Here is a 15,887-nt window from a genome sequence, read left to right on the forward strand (position 1 = left end):
GCCCTGGGTTGCGCTTGTAGGCGCGGCGGGCCGGCTTACTTGTGCAACCAGCTGAGGAAGCCGCCCTTCTTGATTGAAGCCGGCTTCTGCAGCAGCAGCGACTCCCGGCTCTGCCGCCTGAACCGCTGCAACTTGCCAAGCGCTGCCTGCACCTCGCCACGTTGCACCAGGCAGCTTTTAACCTGTTCCTTGTCGATTCGATACAGCACGCAACTGGTCAACGTGCGGAACTCGGCAAACGAGTCGTCCTCATCGATGATGCCCTCGACCCCCAGCACCTCACCCGGCCCCATGCGCCCGGCCTCCACCAGCCTGTCGCCATCGCGGATCGACGCCGACACCACGCCGCTGCCAATCACCAGCAGGTGCTCGGAATGCTCGCCCACACCCAGGATGACCTGGTCCGCCAGGTATTCCACCGCCGTCATGCGCTGGCTCAGGGCATCGCGTTCTTCATCGGTCAGCGAGCGGAATACCCGCACTTCGTCCAGCACCTCGCGCTGGCGGCTGCGTGGCGGCATGGCCAGGTCAACGTTCCACATTACCCCGCTGGCCTCCAGGTGCCGGTGCGCCAGGTCGAACAGCTGATTGCGCGCATCCCCCTTGACGCCTGCGTCGGCTACGAAGCCGCTGGCCTCGTACTCTACTGACTCCAACGTCGACGCCTTCACCGCGACCTTGGGTTTTGGTGTGGCAAGAATGGCGCTGACGCCTTGCAAGGCCTTTTCCAGCGCATCGAACACGCGCTTGGGGCGCACCTTGGCCGGCACCACCACGCTGATCGATACGCCATGTACGTCGGCCGGACGGCTGTGGTTGAGCAGCCGCGCCTTGGCTGCCACCGAGTTGGGGATCACCGCCAGGCTCCCGCTGCCGGTGAGCAGGCGGGTAGCACGCCAGTCGATTTCCAGCACCTTGCCTTCGGTGCCGTCAATCGAGATCGAATCGCCAATCTGGTAGGGCCGCGTGGTGTTCAGGATGATGCCGCTGAACACGTCGGCCAGCGTGCTTTGCAGCGCCAGGCCGATGACGATGGCCATCACCCCGGAGGTGGCCAGCAGGCCCTTCACCGGCAGCTGCAGCACATAGCCCGCTGCGGCGACCACGGCGGCAAGGAAGATCAACGCCCCCAGCACGTCCTGCAGCAAGCGCCCCCCATGGCTGCCACGGGCCACCAGCAACAGGCCGAACACCACCGTCACCGTACGCGCGCCGAACAGCCACCAGCCGATGGCCAATACCGTGGCCAACAGGTTGCGTGAGACATCGTCGGCCCAGGGTGGCGGTTGCAGCGGGCTCATGCCGGCGGCCACCAGCACCAGGCTGAACAGCAGGAAGATCCCCAGCCGTACGCCGATGCGCCAGGCTCGGTGCTGGAGGGGGATCAGCTGCCAGAGCACCAGGTCGAGCAGGATCAGTGCGGTGCCAAGCATCAACGGGGAGGACTGGATGAACGCCAGCATGGAGGTCTCGGGGGCAAGGGGAGGGCTGTGGGTAGTAATAGAGCAGGTTGGCCGGACAGGCAATGGGGCCTGTGCCGGCCTCTTCGCGGCTAAAGCCGCTCCCACAGGTGCTGCGCACGATTCAAATCCAGCGCAATCCCTGTGGGAGCGGCTTTAGCCGCGAAAGGGCCGGTACAGCCCACACAAAACCATCGTTCATAAAACAGAACGCTAGAGCCAAAAATCGCTATCTACCGCCAAAAAGGTCATGGTTTTAATCTTCTCCCATCAACGCGAAACACCCCACTTACTGAAAAGATCAAAACCCTTGGGAGCAACGACCATGACCAACTTCAAATACAACCGCCTGAACAAAGACGACGCCGCTGTCCTGCTGGTCGACCACCAGGCTGGTCTGCTGTCGCTGGTGCGTGACATCGAGCCGGATGCGTTCAAGAACAACGTGCTGGCGCTGGCCGACCTGGCCAAGTTCTTCAACCTGCCGACCATCCTCACCACCAGCTTCGAGCAAGGCCCCAACGGCCCACTGGTACCCGAGCTGAAAGCGCTGTTCCCGGACGCCCCGTACATCGCCCGCCCCGGCCAGATCAACGCCTGGGACAACGAAGACTTCGTCAAGGCAGTGAAGGCCACCGGCAAGAAGCAGCTGATCATCGCCGGTGTGGTGACCGAGGTCTGCGTAGCCTTCCCGGCGCTGTCGGCCCTGGAAGAAGAGTTCGACGTGTTCGTGGTGACCGATGCCTCCGGCACCTTCAATGCCATGACCCGCGACGCCGCGCATGACCGCATGAGCCAGGCCGGTGCGCAGCTGATGACCTGGTTCGGCGTGGCCTGTGAACTGCACCGCGACTGGCGCAACGACATCGAAGGCCTGGCGGCGCTGTGCTCCAACCACATCCCGGACTACCGCAACCTGATGACCAGCTACAACGCGTTCAACGCCAACAAGTAAGCCACGGTCCCGGGCACCGCCAGTCGGTGCCCGGCCAGTGCAGCACACCCGTCCAATCCTCCGCCCGTCCGTCGTTGCACAGTTGATGCGGGCAAGCTCATCCCAAGGAACGCCGATGAACACCGCATTCCAAGACAACCGCAACGTGGTGACCCTGGTCATCCAGCACAAGGTCCGCGCCGCGTCGCTGGCCGCCTACGAAGCCTGGCTCAAGCGCACGGTCAGCGCTGCACGCCGGCAGCCGGGGCACCTGGACGTCAATGTCATCCGCCCCGACGACGGCGGGCTGCACTTCACCACCGTGGTGCGCTTTGCCGACGCCAGCCTGTTGCAGGCCTGGGTCAACTCGGCCGAGCGCCAGGCACTGGTCAACGAAGTGTTGCCGTTGCTCGAAGGGGGCGACCACACCCAGGTACATGACGACCCGGAGTTCTGGTTCACCCCGCCGAGCACCCGCGCAGCACAACCGCCGCGCTGGAAGCAGGCGCTGCTGACCTACCTGGTGATCTGCCCGATGACCCTGGTCATTCCGCATCTGCTGGCGCCGTTGTTCGCGCGCTTTCCGCAGTTGGGTGGCGCAATCACCGGCAACCTGATCAGCAACCTGTTCGTCATCCTGCCCGTGGTGTTCTACATCATGCCTTGGGTAACCCGTCGCTGCGCCAACTGGCTGCGCGGCTAAGCAAGCCTTTACCTCTATATTTTCAAGGAGATACCGACATGAGCACGTTCGTTACCCGCGATGGCACTTCGATCTATTACAAGGACTGGGGCAGCGGCAAGCCTGTGCTGTTCAGCCACGGCTGGCCGCTGGATGCCGACATGTGGGATTCGCAGATGGAATTCCTGGCCAGCCGCGGTTACCGCGCCATCGCCTTCGATCGCCGTGGCTTTGGCCGTTCGAGCCAACCGTGGAACGGCTACGACTACGACACGTTTGCCGACGATATCGCCCAGCTGATCCAGCACCTCGACCTGCGCGACGTGACCCTGGTGGGCTTCTCGATGGGGGGTGGCGATGTCAGCCGCTACATCGCCCGTCACGGTAGCGAGCGTGTGGCTGGCCTGGTCTTGCTGGGTGCAGTGACGCCGGTCTTCGGCAAGCGTGACGACAACCCGCAGGGTGTCGACCTGTCGGTGTTCGAAGGTATCCGCGCCGGTCTGCGTGCCGATCGGGCACAGTTCATCGCCGATTTCGCCACGCCGTTCTATGGCCTGAACCATGGGCAGCAGGTGTCCCAGGGCGTGCAGACGCAAACCTTGAACATCGCCCTGATGGCGTCGATCAAGGGCACCCTGGACTGCGTGACGGCGTTTGCCGAGACCGACTTCCGCCCGGACATGGCCAAGGTCGATGTGCCGACCCTGGTGATCCATGGCGACGACGACCAGATCGTGCCGTTCGAGAGCACCGGCAAGCAGGCGGCGGAGTTGATTCGTGGGGCTGAACTGAAGGTGTATGCCGGGGCGCCGCACGGGTTTGCCGTGACGCATGCGCAGCAGCTGAACGAGGACCTGTTGGCGTTCCTGCAGAAGTAACTGTGCCGGGGCATTCGCAGGTAAACCCGCTCCCTCAGGCCTTGCCTTGCGCCGTACCTGTGGAAGCGGGTTCACCCGCGAAGAGGCCCGCCCCAGGCAGCACAAAATTTGAACAGGGCTAACCTTCTACAACCCACCGCACATCCATCCAAGCCCTGGCCCCGCACCAACCGGCATGCTCCGCAATCGCGCCTGCCGGCGCCGCCACCGGACGGAGAAGACCATGTCCCAGGACCGCAACGACAAGACCCGTCGCCAGTTCCTCGCCACCAGCACCATGCTCGGTGCCGCCGGCGCGCTCTGGTCCGCATTGCCCTTTACCGGTTCCGCTTACGCATCCACTCAAGGAGGTTCCATGACCGCCGACCTGATTCTGTTCAACGGCAAACTGCACACCGTTGATCGTGAAAAACCCACCGCGACCGCCGTCGCCATCAAGGATGGCCGCTTCATCGCCGTGGGTAACGACGCCGAGGCCATGGCCCACAAGGGCGCCTCCACGCAAATCATCGACCTCAAGCAACGCACGGTCATCCCGGGCCTGAATGACTCGCACCTGCACCTGATTCGTGGCGGCCTGAACTACAACCTGGAGCTGCGCTGGGAAGGCGTACCCTCGGTGGCCGATGCCCTGCGCATGCTCAAGGACCAGGCCGCGCGCACGCCCACCCCGCAGTGGGTGCGCGTGGTCGGTGGCTGGAACGAATTCCAGTTCGCCGAAAAACGCATGCCCACCCTGGAGGAAATCAACCAGGCCGCACCGGACACGCCGGTGTTCCTGCTGCACCTGTATGACCGCGCGTTGCTCAACCGCGCTGCGCTGAAGGCCGTCGGCTACACCAAGGACACCCCCAACCCGCCGGGTGGCGAGATCCAGCGCGACAAGTTCGGCAACCCGACCGGCATGCTGATCGCTCGCCCCAACGCGATGATCCTGTACGCCACCCTGGCCAAGGGGCCGAAGTTGCCGCTGGAGTACCAGGTCAACTCCACCCGCCAGTTCATGCGCGAACTCAACCGCCTGGGCCTGACCAGTGCCATCGATGCTGGCGGTGGCTACCAGAACTACCCGGACGACTATCAGGTGATTCAGCAGCTCGCTGACAACAACCAGTTGACCGTGCGCATCGCCTACAACCTGTTCACGCAAAAGCCCAAGGAAGAGCTGGACGACTTCCGTAAATGGACCTCCAGCGTCAAGCTGCACAGCGGCACCGATTTCCTGCGCCACAACGGCGCCGGCGAAATGCTGGTGTTCTCCGCCGCCGACTTCGAGGACTTCCTCGAGCCGCGCCCGGACCTGCCGCAGACCATGGAGCAAGAGCTGGAGCCGGTGGTGCGCCACCTGGTCGAGCAGCGCTGGCCATTCCGCCTGCACGCCACCTACAACGAATCGATCACGCGCATGCTCGACGTGTTCGAGAAGGTCAACCGCGACATCCCGTTCAACGGCCTGCCGTGGTTCTTCGACCACGCCGAGACCATCACCCCGCAGAACATCGAACGCGTGCGTGCGTTGGGCGGCGGTATCGCCATCCAGGACCGCATGGCCTTCCAGGGTGAGTACTTCGTCGACCGCTACGGCGCCAAGGCTGCCGAGCAGACCCCGCCGATCAAGCGCATGCTCGACATGGGCGTGCCGGTGGGTGCCGGTACCGACGCTACTCGCGTGTCCAGCTACAACCCATGGACCTCGCTGTACTGGCTGGTCAGCGGCAAGACCGTCGGCGGCATGGAGCTGTACCCGGAAGGCCTCAGCCGCGATACCGCATTGCAGCTGTTCACCCAGGGCAGCGCCTGGTTCTCCAGCGAGCAGGGCAAGAAGGGGCAGATCAAGGTGGGCCAGCTGGCCGACCTGGCGGCACTGTCGCTGGACTTCTTCAGCGTCGACGAAGAAGCGATCAAGGGCATCGAGTCGGTGCTGACCGTGGTCGATGGCAAGGTGGTGTACGGTGCAGCGGAATTCGACAAGCTCGGCCCACCACAGGTGCCGGTGCTGCCGGAGTGGTCGCCGGTGACCAAGGTGCCGGGCCACTGGCGCGTGGGTACGCCATCGCTTGCGGCAATGGCGCACCAGTGTGTCGGGCCTTGCGGGGTGCATGCGCACAGCCATGAGAAGGCACGGCATTCGAGTGTGCCGGTGAATGACTTCCAGGGGTTCTGGGGGGCGCTGGGTTGTTCGTGCTTTGCTTTCTAAGCTGAGCTGATGTGAAAAAAGGGGGGGCCAGTTATTGGCCCCCTTTTTTGTTCCTTCAGTGCTGGCCCCTTCGCGGGCGTGCCCGCGAAGAGGCCGGAAAGGCCGACATCAATGGTGAGCCTTGTGCTCCCCACCCGCCAACAGATGCCTAATCTTCACTTCCACCCCATCGGTCTGCAGCATCCGCACCCTGGCCTCGATCTTCAGCTCACCCCGGGTTACCCGGTGGTGATGCCTCAAATGCTCCAGCCACGATTCCTCGAAGAAGAACTCCAGCCACAACGCCGGGTCCGCACTGTCGCGCATCAACCCCCACGACAACGCGCCATTGCGCTTGCGCATCGCCTCCAGCTCCCGCGCTGCCTGCTGGAAAGCCTCGGCCTTGGCCGGGTCGATGTGGTATTCCACGGTGACCATCACCGGCCCGCTTTCCTTGTCCATGTCGTCGCTCAGCAGCGGCACCGGCCAATGCAGTGACGGCGTCAGCTCCTCGGCTGCGGTTTCCGGCAGCGTCACCTTGCAGGTCAGCAGCGTGCCCAGTGCCAGGCCACCTGCGGCCAGCAGCAGGCTCAGGGTGATCGATGCATGGCTGGCCAGCGTGCCCCACAGCAGCCCGCCGGCGGACATGGCACCGAAGAAGATCAGGATGTACACCGACAACGCCCGCGCCCGCACCCAGGCCGGTACCGAGGTCTGCGCCGCCACTTGCAGGTTGGACAGCACCGCGATCCACGCCGTGCCGCTGAGCAGCATCGCCGGCAGTAGCACATAAAAGTTGCGCACCAGCGCCAGGGCCAGCAGGAACAGGGCATACAGCAGGCTGGCCAGCAGCACCAGGCGGTCGCGGCTGATGCGTTCGCGCAGGCGTGGCAGCAAGGTGGCGCCGGCCACCGCGCCGATGCCGATGGCTGCCAGCAGCAGGCCGAAATCGGCGGCGGTACCCTGCATCTCGCCACGCACGATCAGCGGCAGCAGCGAAGTACCGGCACTGGCGCAGAAAAAGAATGCCAGCGCACGCAGCATCACCGCCTGCAACGGCTTGGCACTACGCGCGAAACGCAGCCCGGTGCGCATGGCTCCAACGAAACGCTCGGCCGGCAGCAGTGGCTCCTTCACCTCGCGTTTCCACAGGAACAACACCAGGATCACCCCGGCGAACGAGATGGCATTCAGGGCAAAGGTCAGCCATGGGCCGACCATGCTCACCACCACCCCCGCCAATGCCGGGCCGATGGCGCGCGACACATTGATACCGACACTGGAAAGCGCCACCGCGTTGGCCAGGTCGTCCTTGCCTACCAGCTCCGGTGTCAGCGCGCTCCAGGCCGGCATCATCAGTGCCGTGCCGATGCCCAACGCCAGGGTAAGCACCAGCAGCAGGGTGACGTTCATCAGCCCGAGCAGGGTCAGGGCCGCCAGCACCACGGCCACCGAAGACATCCACAGTTGCACCAGCAACAGGTAGCGGCGCTTGTCGACGATATCCGCCGCCGCGCCGGCCGGCAGGGCAAGGAAGAACATTGGTAGCGAGCCGGCTACCTGGATCAGGGCCACGTGCAACGGACTGGCCGACAGCGTGGTCATCAGCCAGCCGGCGCCCACCTCATGCATCCAGGTGCCGATGTTGGAAGCGATGGTGGCGATCCACAGCATGCGGAAGGTGGTGTTGCGCAACGGGCTCCAGGCGCCAGCAGGGGAAGTGCTCATGTCAGAAGCTGCCTTTGAGTGGGTATTCGATGATCAGGTAGAGGCGATCGATGTCATCGCCGGCCTGGGCCTGGTTGGCGCGGTGGCTGACATGGGAAAACGACAGGCTCAGGTCCTTGGCGGCGCCCGACTGCACCACGTATTTAAGGTCGATGTCGCGCTCCCAGTGTTTGCCGCCCTCGCCATACTGGCCTACGTAGGCGCCGCGCGCCGGGGCGTGGCTGCCGTCGATGCCGCGGCCGCTGACGTAGCGGCCCATCAGGCTCAGGCCGGGGACGCCGAGGGTGGCGAAATCGAGGTCATAGCGCATTTGCCATGAGCGTTCGCCGGGGCCGTTGAAGTCGGCGTACTTGATCGAGTTGGCCAGGTAGATGGAGTCGCCACCGATGAAGTCGAACGGAGTATCGCCTTCGACCTTCTGATAGGCCAGGCTCAGCCCGTGGGCGCCGAAGCTGTATTTGGCCAGCAAGCTGTAGGCGAGGGTGTCGATCGCCCCGGCACTGGCGTTGCCGGTGTCGCGGGTCTTGTACAGGTTACCGTCCAGGCGCCAGTCACCCTCGGCAAGGTTAAGGTTGAGATAGGCCTGGCGCCAGGTGTCCTGCAGTTGCCCGGCGTACAGCGCAGCGCCGAATGGGCCTGGGGGCGCGAAGGTGGCGCCGGCCAGGCTGATGGCGCGGTTGTCGGTGCTGGCGCCGTAGCCGCTGAAATCATCCTGGGTAGCGCTGTTGTCCTGATTGTTGAACGCGGTGAAGCGCCCGGCCTGCAGGCGCCAGTCGGGCAGGCTGCTGTTTTCCAGCAACCAGCCGGTGGCGTATTCGGGGTGCAGGCGTTTGTCGGCGGTATCGAACACCGGGGTTTCCACGGTCAGCTCGCCATAGCGCAGCTGGGTGTCGCCCAGGCGCAGTTTGAGTGCGGCACCGGCACTGGAATATTCGGACTCGGCGCGGCCATCGCTGTCGCGCGGCAGCAGGCCGGTACCGGCATGGCCGCGACCGCCGTCGAGCTTGAAGCCGAGAAAACCGTGGGCATCGATACCGACGCCGAGCGTACCCTCGGTGAAGACGGAACGGATGTCGCCGATGAAGCCCTGGGCCCATTCCTGGCGATAGTTCTGGCCACTGCCGGAGGGGGAGCGGAAGTCGCTGTGCAGGAAATAGTTGCGGCTGACCAGCGACCAGCCGGCTTCATCGGCCTGGCTGAGCAGCGGGCAGAGGGCGAGGGAGGCGAGCAGGGCGCGGCCTGGTCCGGGGTTGGCGCGGATCATGGGGGCTCCAGCGGGGATGATCCGGAACTGTGGCGCAAGCATAGGCCAGCGGTCTTGTAAGGGTGTGCTGGAGAATCTGTTTCATCTGTGCCGGCCTCTTCGCGGCACAGGATCACCTCCAGCCCCAAGCCATGTGCGATACCCTTGGCCGCGGGCAGTCAGCGTGACACTGCCCGGAACTCATGCCATGTCGCTGATGGCGAACTCCTCGGCCAGATGATCGATCAGTGCTCGCACCGACGGCAGCAACCCGCGCCGCGACGGGAAGATCGCATGCACGATGCCGCAGCGTGGGTGCCAACCCGGCAACAGCTCCACCAACCGCCCAGCCGCCAGGTCCTCGCGCACTGCCACCCGCGGCAGGTGTGCGATGCCTACGCCGGCGACCACAAAATGACGCAGTGCGAACAGGTCATCGGTGACCATGCGCGGCGTATGCGGGATGACGATGCTGCGGCTGGTGTCCTCGCCCTGGAACAGCTCCCAGTGATATTCCCGCTGGGCGCTGCCCCAGTGCAGGCTGGGCAGCGTGCCGAGCAGCTGTGGGTCGAAGCCCTTGGGCAGTTGCTCCAGATACTGCGGCTGGCCGACCAGGCATTGGGTACTGTTGCTCAGCACCTTCATCACCATGTCGGTGTTTTCCAGCGGTGGGAAGCGCACCCGCAGGGCGACGTCGAAACCCTCGTGCAGCAGGTCGACGCGGCGGTTGGTGCTCTCGATGAACAGTTCCACCTGCGGGTACTTGAGCATGTAGCGGGTGAGCATCGGCCCGACCCAGGAGTTGAGCAGGGTCGTCGGGCAGCTGATGCGTACCAGGCCGCGCGGTTCGCTGCGGTTGCGTTCGATGATCTCCGCCGCGCCCTCGGCTTCCACGCGCATGGCCAGGCAGCGGTTGTAGTAGGCCTGGCCGATCTCGGTGAGCGAACAATGGCGGCTGGTGCGGTGCAGCAGGCGCACGCCCAGGCGCTCTTCAAGGTCGGCGATGCGCCGGCTGAGCTTTGACTTGGGCATGTCCAGCGCCCGCCCGGCCGGGGCGAAACCGCCGTGCTCGACTACCTGGGTGAAGTAGTAGAGGGAGTTAAGGTCTTCCAATGATCGGTCTCCGGGTACTTGGTTGCCTGTGCCGGCCCTTTCGCGGGTAAACCCGCTCCCACAGGTGCTGCACAGCGCTCAAGCCCGGCGCCATCCCTGTGGGAGCGGGATTACCCGCGAAGAGGCCGGTACAGCCCCTGCAAATCCATCGTTCATATATCAGAACGCTAAAGCCAAATTCTGCTATCTACCGCCGTAAAGGTGGTGATTTTAATCTGTGCCCATCAACGCGAAACACCTCGAAATGCTGAAAAATTCATAAAACTTTGGGAGCACAGACCATGAGCAAATTCACCTACAACCGCCTGAACAAAGACGACGCCGCTGTCCTGCTGGTCGACCACCAGGCTGGTCTGCTGTCGCTGGTGCGTGACATCGAGCCGGACGCGTTCAAGAACAACGTGCTGGCGCTGGCCGACCTGGCCAAGTTTTTCAACCTGCCGACCATCCTCACCACCAGCTTCGAGCAAGGCCCCAACGGCCCACTGGTACCCGAGCTGAAAGCGCTGTTCCCGGACGCCCCGTACATCGCCCGCCCCGGCCAGATCAACGCCTGGGACAACGAAGACTTCGTCAAGGCAGTGAAGGCCACCGGCAAGAAGCAGCTGATCATCGCCGGTGTGGTGACCGAGGTCTGCGTAGCCTTCCCGGCGCTGTCGGCCCTGGAAGAAGAGTTCGACGTGTTCGTGGTGACCGACGCTTCCGGCACTTTCAACGCCCTGACCCGCGACGCTGCCCACGACCGCATGAGCCAGGCCGGTGCGCAGCTGATGACCTGGTTCGGCGTGGCCTGTGAACTGCACCGCGACTGGCGCAACGACATCGAAGGCCTGGCGGCGCTGTGCTCCAACCACATCCCGGACTACCGCAATCTGATTACCAGCTACAACGCGCTGACTGCGGGTAAGTAACAGCAAGGATTCTGGTCAAAAGGCCGGCCCCGATTGCGGGGTCGGCCTTTTTTTTGTCTGTGGATGGCGGCGATGTGCCTGCCTTGATGGCGTGCCAGGGCCGCCGAGGGTTCGCCTTGAGATTTGCAGCGCCTGTGAGATCAAGCGCCGCCCGCGCGGCGCATCGCGGATAAATCCGCTCCTACACCTGTTTCGGGTCGGTCCCTCCTGTGAGGTCATGCCGCTCCACCTATCTCCAGCCATACGCCAAGGGTGCGCGCGCCAATGGTGCAGGAATAACTGGCCCGAAACAGATGTAGGAGCGGATTTATCCGCGATGCGCCGCGCGGGCGGCGCTCGATCTCACAGGCGCTGAAAACCTCAAGGCATGCGCCTGGTAGCATTGACTCAACATACCGCCAGGCACTTCGCCGGCCTCCTGAATTCCAAAAGCCAAAAGAGGGCCTAAGCCCTCTTGTCGTTTCGCTGTACCTGCCTCAATCCGCATCCGAAGCAAACAACCGCTCCAACTCCACCCGCGCCTCCTTGGCCGTCTGCATCACCTTGGCCCGGTCATCGCGCACCTGCCCCTGGGCCACCAGCACCTCTTCATCATGCTGGGTAAACCGCTCGATGCGGTCTGCCGCCTGCTCGTCGCTCAAGCCCAACCCCACCAATGCCCGGCGGGTCATCTCGAGGCTGGAGTAGAACGTCTCGCGAATCGGTTCGGCACCGGCATCCACGAGTTTGTGCACATGCTGGCGGTTGCGCGCTCGGGCGAGCACTTTCAGGTGCGGGTACAGGCGTTTGACCCGCTCTGCCGTATGGATGGCGGCCTCCGGATCATCGATGGTGATGATGAAGTACTCCGCCTCACCCACCTTGGCCGCATGCAGCACCTCAGGCCGCAGCGGGTCGCCGTAGAACACTGGCACCTGCTCGAACATGCGCGTCATCTCGATGGTGTCCACCGAAGTTTCCAGGGCAATGAACGGGATCTTCTGGGCGCGCAGGATGCGCGCGACGATCTGGCCCATGCGGCCCATGCCGACGATCACCACCCGTGGCGTGTCGGTCTGGATCTGCTTGTACTGCTCAGGCACTTCACGCACTGCTTGCGGGCGCTTGAGGGCGCGAGCGCAGCCAATCATCAACAGCGGGGTGATCGCCATCGACAGGGTGATGGTCATCAACAGCAGGTCGTAGGTCAGGGCGTCGAACAGGCCCTGGTCCTTGCCCAGCTTGAACACCACGAAGGCGAACTCGCCGCCTGCAGCCAGCACCATGCCCAGGCGCAGCGCACTGGCGCTGCTCAGGCCACCGGCCAGACGGCCGACGCCGATCAGCAGCACCAGCTTCACCGCCACCAGCAACAGGGTCAGGCCCAGCAGCACCAGCGGCATGTCCAGCAGCAGGCGCAGGTTGGCACCCATGCCGACGCTGATGAAGAACAGCCCTAGCAGCAGGCCCTTGAACGGTTCGATCTGCGATTCCAGCTCGTGGCGGTATTCCGAGTCGGCCAGCAGCAGGCCGGCAAGGAACGCACCCAGGGCCATGGAGATACCGGCTTGTTCCATCAGCCAGGCGGTGCCGATCACCACCAGCAGTGCGGTGGCCGTGGACACTTCCGGCAGGCGCGTGCGGGCGACGACGCGAAATACCGGACGCAACAGGTAACGGCCCCCGACGATGACCACGGCGATGCTGGCGAACACCTTCAGGCCATGCCCCAGGCTATCGCCACTGCTGGTGTCCGGGCCACTGGCGGCCAGCAACGGGACCAGGGCAATCAGCGGTATCGCGGCAATGTCCTGGAACAGCAGGATGGCGAACGCCAGGCGACCGTGTGGCGCGTTGAGCTGCTTGCTCTCGGCCAGGCTCTGCAGGCCGAGGGCGGTGGACGACAGCGCCAGGCCCAGGCCGAGCACGATGGCTGCCGGTAGCGTCTGGCTGAAGCCGAGCAGGGCAATGGCGCCGATCACTGCGCCGGTCAGCAGCACCTGGGCGGTACCGACACCGAACACCGCCTTGCGCATCAGCCACAAGCGCTTGGGCGACAGTTCCAGGCCGATGATGAACAGCAGCAAGACCACGCCAAGTTCGGAAATGTGCGCCACGCTTTCGGTGTCGCGGATCAGGCCAAGTGCCTGCGGGCCGATGATCACCCCGGCAAGCAGGTAGCCGAGCACGGCCCCCAGCTGCAGGCGCTTGGCCAGGGGGACGGCGAGGACTGCCGCGAGCAGGAAGATCACGGCGGTTTGCAGAAGGCTGCCTTCGTGTGGCATTGGCTCGTACTCCATGAGCTGCCGGGGCAGCGTTAGACCAGTTTGGCGGACAATTCTGGGGGTTGTGATGGAGTCGGACAATCTGCTATTGGGGAGAAACATTGTCCCGGTACAGGTGACAACCTATGGTGGTCTCTTCGCGGGCACGCCCGCTCCCACAGGTACAACACTGCCCCTGAGGCCGGTGTTATCGCTGTGGGAGCGGGCGTGCCCGCGAAGAAGGCAGCGCAGATCCGACTATTCACCGCCACCAAACTGCGCCCGATACTGCGCAGGCGTCATGCCAATCCGCTCGCAGAACACCTTGCGCATGTGCCGGTCGCTGCCAAAGCCGCAGCGTGCGGCCACCACCTTCAACGGCAGGTCGCTGCCTTCCAGCAACTTGCGCGCCCGGTCGATGCGCGCGTTCTGCAGGTACTGCAACGGCGTGATGCCCACCTCGCGCTGGAACGTACGGGCAAAGTTGCGCCCACTCATGGCCACCAGGTCGGCCATCTTCTGTACGGTGAACGCCTGCTCGATATGGTCGACGATGTACGCCTGTACCCGGGCAATCGGCGAGTCATCCCGCGGCACCGCCGCCAGCAATGGCCCATAGGGCGTCTGCCCGCCCTGGCGATGACGGGCGACCAGCAGCACTTTGGCTACGTCCAGGGCCAGCGCCTTGCCGTGATCTTCGGCGACCACCGCCAGCGCCAGGTCGATACCTGCGGTGATGCCGCCCGAAGTGATCAGGCAGCGGTCGATCACATAGATCTGCTCGGTTTCGACCTTGGCCTGGGGAAACGCCTGGGCCAGACGCTCCACGTAGTTCCAGTGGGTGGTGCAGCGATAGCCATCCAGCAACCCGGCCCGCCCCAGCAGGAATACCCCGGTACAGATGGCGCCGAAGCGCCTGGCCCGACGCACAGCCTGGGGCAGCCAGCGCTCGATCGCGGGCAGGGCGATGTCGTAGGCCCCCGGGCCGCCTGGCACCAGCAACAGGTCGACGGCTTCCGGCAGGTCTTCCAGGCGCCGGTCAGCCAGCACTTTCAGGCCGCATGAGCCACGCACCGCTGCTTGCCCGTCGGCCAGGGTCAGCAGCCGATACTGCCGTTCTGCAGGCAGGAACCGGTTGGCGATGGCGAATGCATCCATGGGGCCGGTGACATCCAGCAGCAATACATCGTTGAACAGCACCATGGCCACGGTGCGGTGGGCGGGTTTTTCCTGCATGCCTCTTTCGCCTTGAATGCCGGCCGCTGGCAGCGGCCGGAAGCTGAATACGAAACGCATCTTAAGGTATCGGCAAAACAGCCTGGGTCAGCAGCGCACAATTAACAACAATTCAGGTTTGGCTCAGGACTTTGTCATGCGCTGGCGGCGAGACTTTCTGCCATTGAACAGGAGAGTCGCCATGCACCCTGGGACGCCCGAAGCGCCGCTGCAAACCCCCGGCGCACTAACGCCCGCGCGGCTGCGCCGGGCCAAGGAACTGATGTTGCACAGCCCGCTGTCGATCATCGAGATTGCCGCGGTATGCAACCTCACCCGCAGCCATTTCTCCCGCGCGTTCAAAGTGAACACCGGCCTTTCGCCCCAGGCCTGGCGCCTGCTGGCGCGTATGGAAAAGGCCAAGCGCCTGCTCGCCACCGAGGCGCCCATCACCCACGTGAGCCTGGAATGCGGCTTTTGCGACCAGGCCCATTTCACCCGCGCTTTCAGCCGCCTGGTCGGCCAGCCACCGAAGGCCTGGCGCCAGGCGCAGGTACTTTCTTAAGCCGAAGCTATCCGCCGGTATAACCCCTGCGGACAGTGCCGGCCCGTTATCCCAACCCAAGGAGTCACCCCCATGAGCCAACCTGATTACAAGCGTTTGAACAAAGACGATGCCGTGGTGCTGCTGGTCGATCACCAGACCGGCCTGATCTCACTGGTACAGGATTTCTCGCCCAACGAGTTCAAGAACAACGTGCTGGCGCTGGGCGACCTGGCCAAGTTCTTCGGCCTGCCGACCATCCTCACCACCAGCTTCGAGCAAGGCCCGAACGGCCCGCTGGTGCCCGAGCTGAAAGAAATGTTCCCGGACGCGCCCTACATTGCCCGCCCAGGCCAGATCAATGCCTGGGACAACGAAGACTTCGTCAAGGCAATCAAGGCCACTGGCCGCAAGCAACTGATCATCGCCGGCGTGGTGACCGATGTGTGCGTGGCCTTCCCGACCCTGTCGGCGCTGGCGGAAGGCTTTGAGGTGTTCGTGGTGACCGATGCCTCGGGCACCTTCAACGAGACCGTGCAGCAGGCGGCCTGGGTGCGCATGACCCAGGCAGGTGCGCAGATGATGAACTGGTTCTCGGTGGCCTGTGAGCTGCACCGCGACTGGCGCAACGACATCGAAGGGCTGGGCAACCTGCTGTCGCAGCGCATCCCCAACTACCGCAACCTGATGAACAGCTATGCGGCCTTGAGTTCGCGTTGATATAGGCCTGTGCCGGCTGCTTCGCGGATAAACCGGGAAG

General features: G+C 64.1%; 13 protein-coding genes. 7 read left to right on the plus strand and 6 right to left on the minus strand.

All coding sequences use genetic code 11. The features are described 5' to 3' along the window. Positions 1-35: 35 nt before the first annotated feature. Entirely contained in the window at positions 36-1,463 is a 1,428-nt protein-coding gene (locus tag HU760_RS01540; RefSeq protein WP_186671910.1) for a mechanosensitive ion channel family protein, read from the minus strand. 322 nt (positions 1,464-1,785) lie between these two features. Here HU760_RS01540 and ycaC (HU760_RS01545) point away from each other — a divergent pair, with 322 nt between their 5' ends. The 4 genes from ycaC (HU760_RS01545) to HU760_RS01560 all read left to right on the plus strand — a co-directional run bounded on the left by ycaC (HU760_RS01545) (position 1,786) and on the right by HU760_RS01560 (position 6,151). After that, on the plus strand, positions 1,786-2,415 hold the full coding sequence (ycaC, locus tag HU760_RS01545) for an isochorismate family cysteine hydrolase YcaC (RefSeq protein ID WP_014592832.1): 630 nt from the start codon (positions 1,786-1,788) through the stop codon (positions 2,413-2,415). 115 nt (positions 2,416-2,530) lie between these two features. Continuing rightward, complete coding sequence (locus tag HU760_RS01550; RefSeq protein WP_186671912.1) at positions 2,531-3,097, plus strand: antibiotic biosynthesis monooxygenase; 567 nt, start codon at positions 2,531-2,533, stop codon at positions 3,095-3,097. A 38-nt stretch (positions 3,098-3,135) separates the two neighbouring features. Then, positions 3,136-3,954 (plus strand): alpha/beta fold hydrolase, encoded by an 819-nt coding sequence (locus HU760_RS01555; protein ID WP_186671914.1) that lies wholly within the window; start codon positions 3,136-3,138, stop codon positions 3,952-3,954. Positions 3,955-4,309: 355 nt separating this feature from the next. Then, complete coding sequence (locus tag HU760_RS01560) at positions 4,310-6,151, plus strand: amidohydrolase (protein ID WP_186672961.1); 1,842 nt, start codon at positions 4,310-4,312, stop codon at positions 6,149-6,151. 108 nt (positions 6,152-6,259) lie between these two features. Here HU760_RS01560 and HU760_RS01565 read toward each other — a convergent pair whose 3' ends face one another. From HU760_RS01565 to HU760_RS01575, 3 genes are all read right to left on the minus strand, one after another. Further along, positions 6,260-7,858, minus strand: coding sequence for an MFS transporter (locus HU760_RS01565; protein WP_186671916.1), 1,599 nt, complete (start codon positions 7,856-7,858; stop codon positions 6,260-6,262). A 1-nt stretch (position 7,859) separates the two neighbouring features. Next, positions 7,860-9,122 carry an OprD family porin gene (locus HU760_RS01570; RefSeq protein ID WP_186671918.1) on the minus strand — a complete coding sequence of 421 codons (1,263 nt, stop codon included), beginning with the start codon at positions 9,120-9,122 and terminating at the stop codon, positions 7,860-7,862. Between the two features lie 180 nt (positions 9,123-9,302). Further along, a complete protein-coding gene (locus HU760_RS01575; protein WP_186671920.1) occupies positions 9,303-10,214 on the minus strand; it encodes a LysR substrate-binding domain-containing protein in 912 nt (303 codons plus the stop codon). 281 nt (positions 10,215-10,495) lie between these two features. Between HU760_RS01575 and ycaC (HU760_RS01580) the strand changes: the two genes are divergently transcribed. Then, on the plus strand, positions 10,496-11,125 hold the full coding sequence (gene ycaC / locus HU760_RS01580; RefSeq protein WP_186671921.1) for an isochorismate family cysteine hydrolase YcaC: 630 nt from the start codon (positions 10,496-10,498) through the stop codon (positions 11,123-11,125). A 476-nt stretch (positions 11,126-11,601) separates the two neighbouring features. Here ycaC (HU760_RS01580) and HU760_RS01585 read toward each other — a convergent pair whose 3' ends face one another. Continuing rightward, a complete protein-coding gene (locus HU760_RS01585; protein ID WP_186671923.1) occupies positions 11,602-13,389 on the minus strand; it encodes a monovalent cation:proton antiporter-2 (CPA2) family protein in 1,788 nt (595 codons plus the stop codon). A 237-nt stretch (positions 13,390-13,626) separates the two neighbouring features. Beyond that, positions 13,627-14,604 carry a GlxA family transcriptional regulator gene (locus tag HU760_RS01590; RefSeq protein WP_186671925.1) on the minus strand — a complete coding sequence of 326 codons (978 nt, stop codon included), beginning with the start codon at positions 14,602-14,604 and terminating at the stop codon, positions 13,627-13,629. Between the two features lie 181 nt (positions 14,605-14,785). On the opposite strand from HU760_RS01590, the gene HU760_RS01595 reads away from it, so the two are divergent. Together HU760_RS01595 and ycaC (HU760_RS01600) are read left to right on the plus strand one after the other, a co-directional pair. Further along, complete coding sequence (locus HU760_RS01595; protein ID WP_186671927.1) at positions 14,786-15,148, plus strand: helix-turn-helix domain-containing protein; 363 nt, start codon at positions 14,786-14,788, stop codon at positions 15,146-15,148. A gap of 72 nt (positions 15,149-15,220) precedes the next feature. Beyond that, positions 15,221-15,847 carry an isochorismate family cysteine hydrolase YcaC gene (ycaC, locus tag HU760_RS01600; RefSeq protein ID WP_170033724.1) on the plus strand — a complete coding sequence of 209 codons (627 nt, stop codon included), beginning with the start codon at positions 15,221-15,223 and terminating at the stop codon, positions 15,845-15,847. Positions 15,848-15,887 lie beyond the last annotated feature (40 nt).

It is taken from the genome of Pseudomonas oryzicola (assembly GCF_014269185.2).
Classification (GTDB): Bacteria; Pseudomonadota; Gammaproteobacteria; order Pseudomonadales; family Pseudomonadaceae; genus Aquipseudomonas; species Aquipseudomonas oryzicola.

What these genes read in the sequence shown, in the direction of transcription:
- HU760_RS01540 (WP_186671910.1), bottom strand. Translation starts at nt 1,463, where the DNA reads ATGCTGGCGTTCATCCAGTCCTCCCCGTTGATGCTTGGCACCGCACTG.
- ycaC (WP_014592832.1), top strand. Translation starts at nt 1,786, where the DNA reads ATGACCAACTTCAAATACAACCGCCTGAACAAAGACGACGCCGCTGTC.
- HU760_RS01550 (WP_186671912.1), top strand. Translation starts at nt 2,531, where the DNA reads ATGAACACCGCATTCCAAGACAACCGCAACGTGGTGACCCTGGTCATC.
- HU760_RS01555 (WP_186671914.1), top strand. Translation starts at nt 3,136, where the DNA reads ATGAGCACGTTCGTTACCCGCGATGGCACTTCGATCTATTACAAGGAC.
- HU760_RS01560 (WP_186672961.1), top strand. Translation starts at nt 4,310, where the DNA reads ATGACCGCCGACCTGATTCTGTTCAACGGCAAACTGCACACCGTTGAT.
- HU760_RS01565 (WP_186671916.1), bottom strand. Translation starts at nt 7,858, where the DNA reads ATGAGCACTTCCCCTGCTGGCGCCTGGAGCCCGTTGCGCAACACCACC.
- HU760_RS01570 (WP_186671918.1), bottom strand. Translation starts at nt 9,122, where the DNA reads ATGATCCGCGCCAACCCCGGACCAGGCCGCGCCCTGCTCGCCTCCCTC.
- ycaC (WP_186671921.1), top strand. Translation starts at nt 10,496, where the DNA reads ATGAGCAAATTCACCTACAACCGCCTGAACAAAGACGACGCCGCTGTC.
- HU760_RS01585 (WP_186671923.1), bottom strand. Translation starts at nt 13,389, where the DNA reads ATGCCACACGAAGGCAGCCTTCTGCAAACCGCCGTGATCTTCCTGCTC.
- HU760_RS01590 (WP_186671925.1), bottom strand. Translation starts at nt 14,604, where the DNA reads ATGCAGGAAAAACCCGCCCACCGCACCGTGGCCATGGTGCTGTTCAAC.
- HU760_RS01595 (WP_186671927.1), top strand. Translation starts at nt 14,786, where the DNA reads ATGCACCCTGGGACGCCCGAAGCGCCGCTGCAAACCCCCGGCGCACTA.
- ycaC (WP_170033724.1), top strand. Translation starts at nt 15,221, where the DNA reads ATGAGCCAACCTGATTACAAGCGTTTGAACAAAGACGATGCCGTGGTG.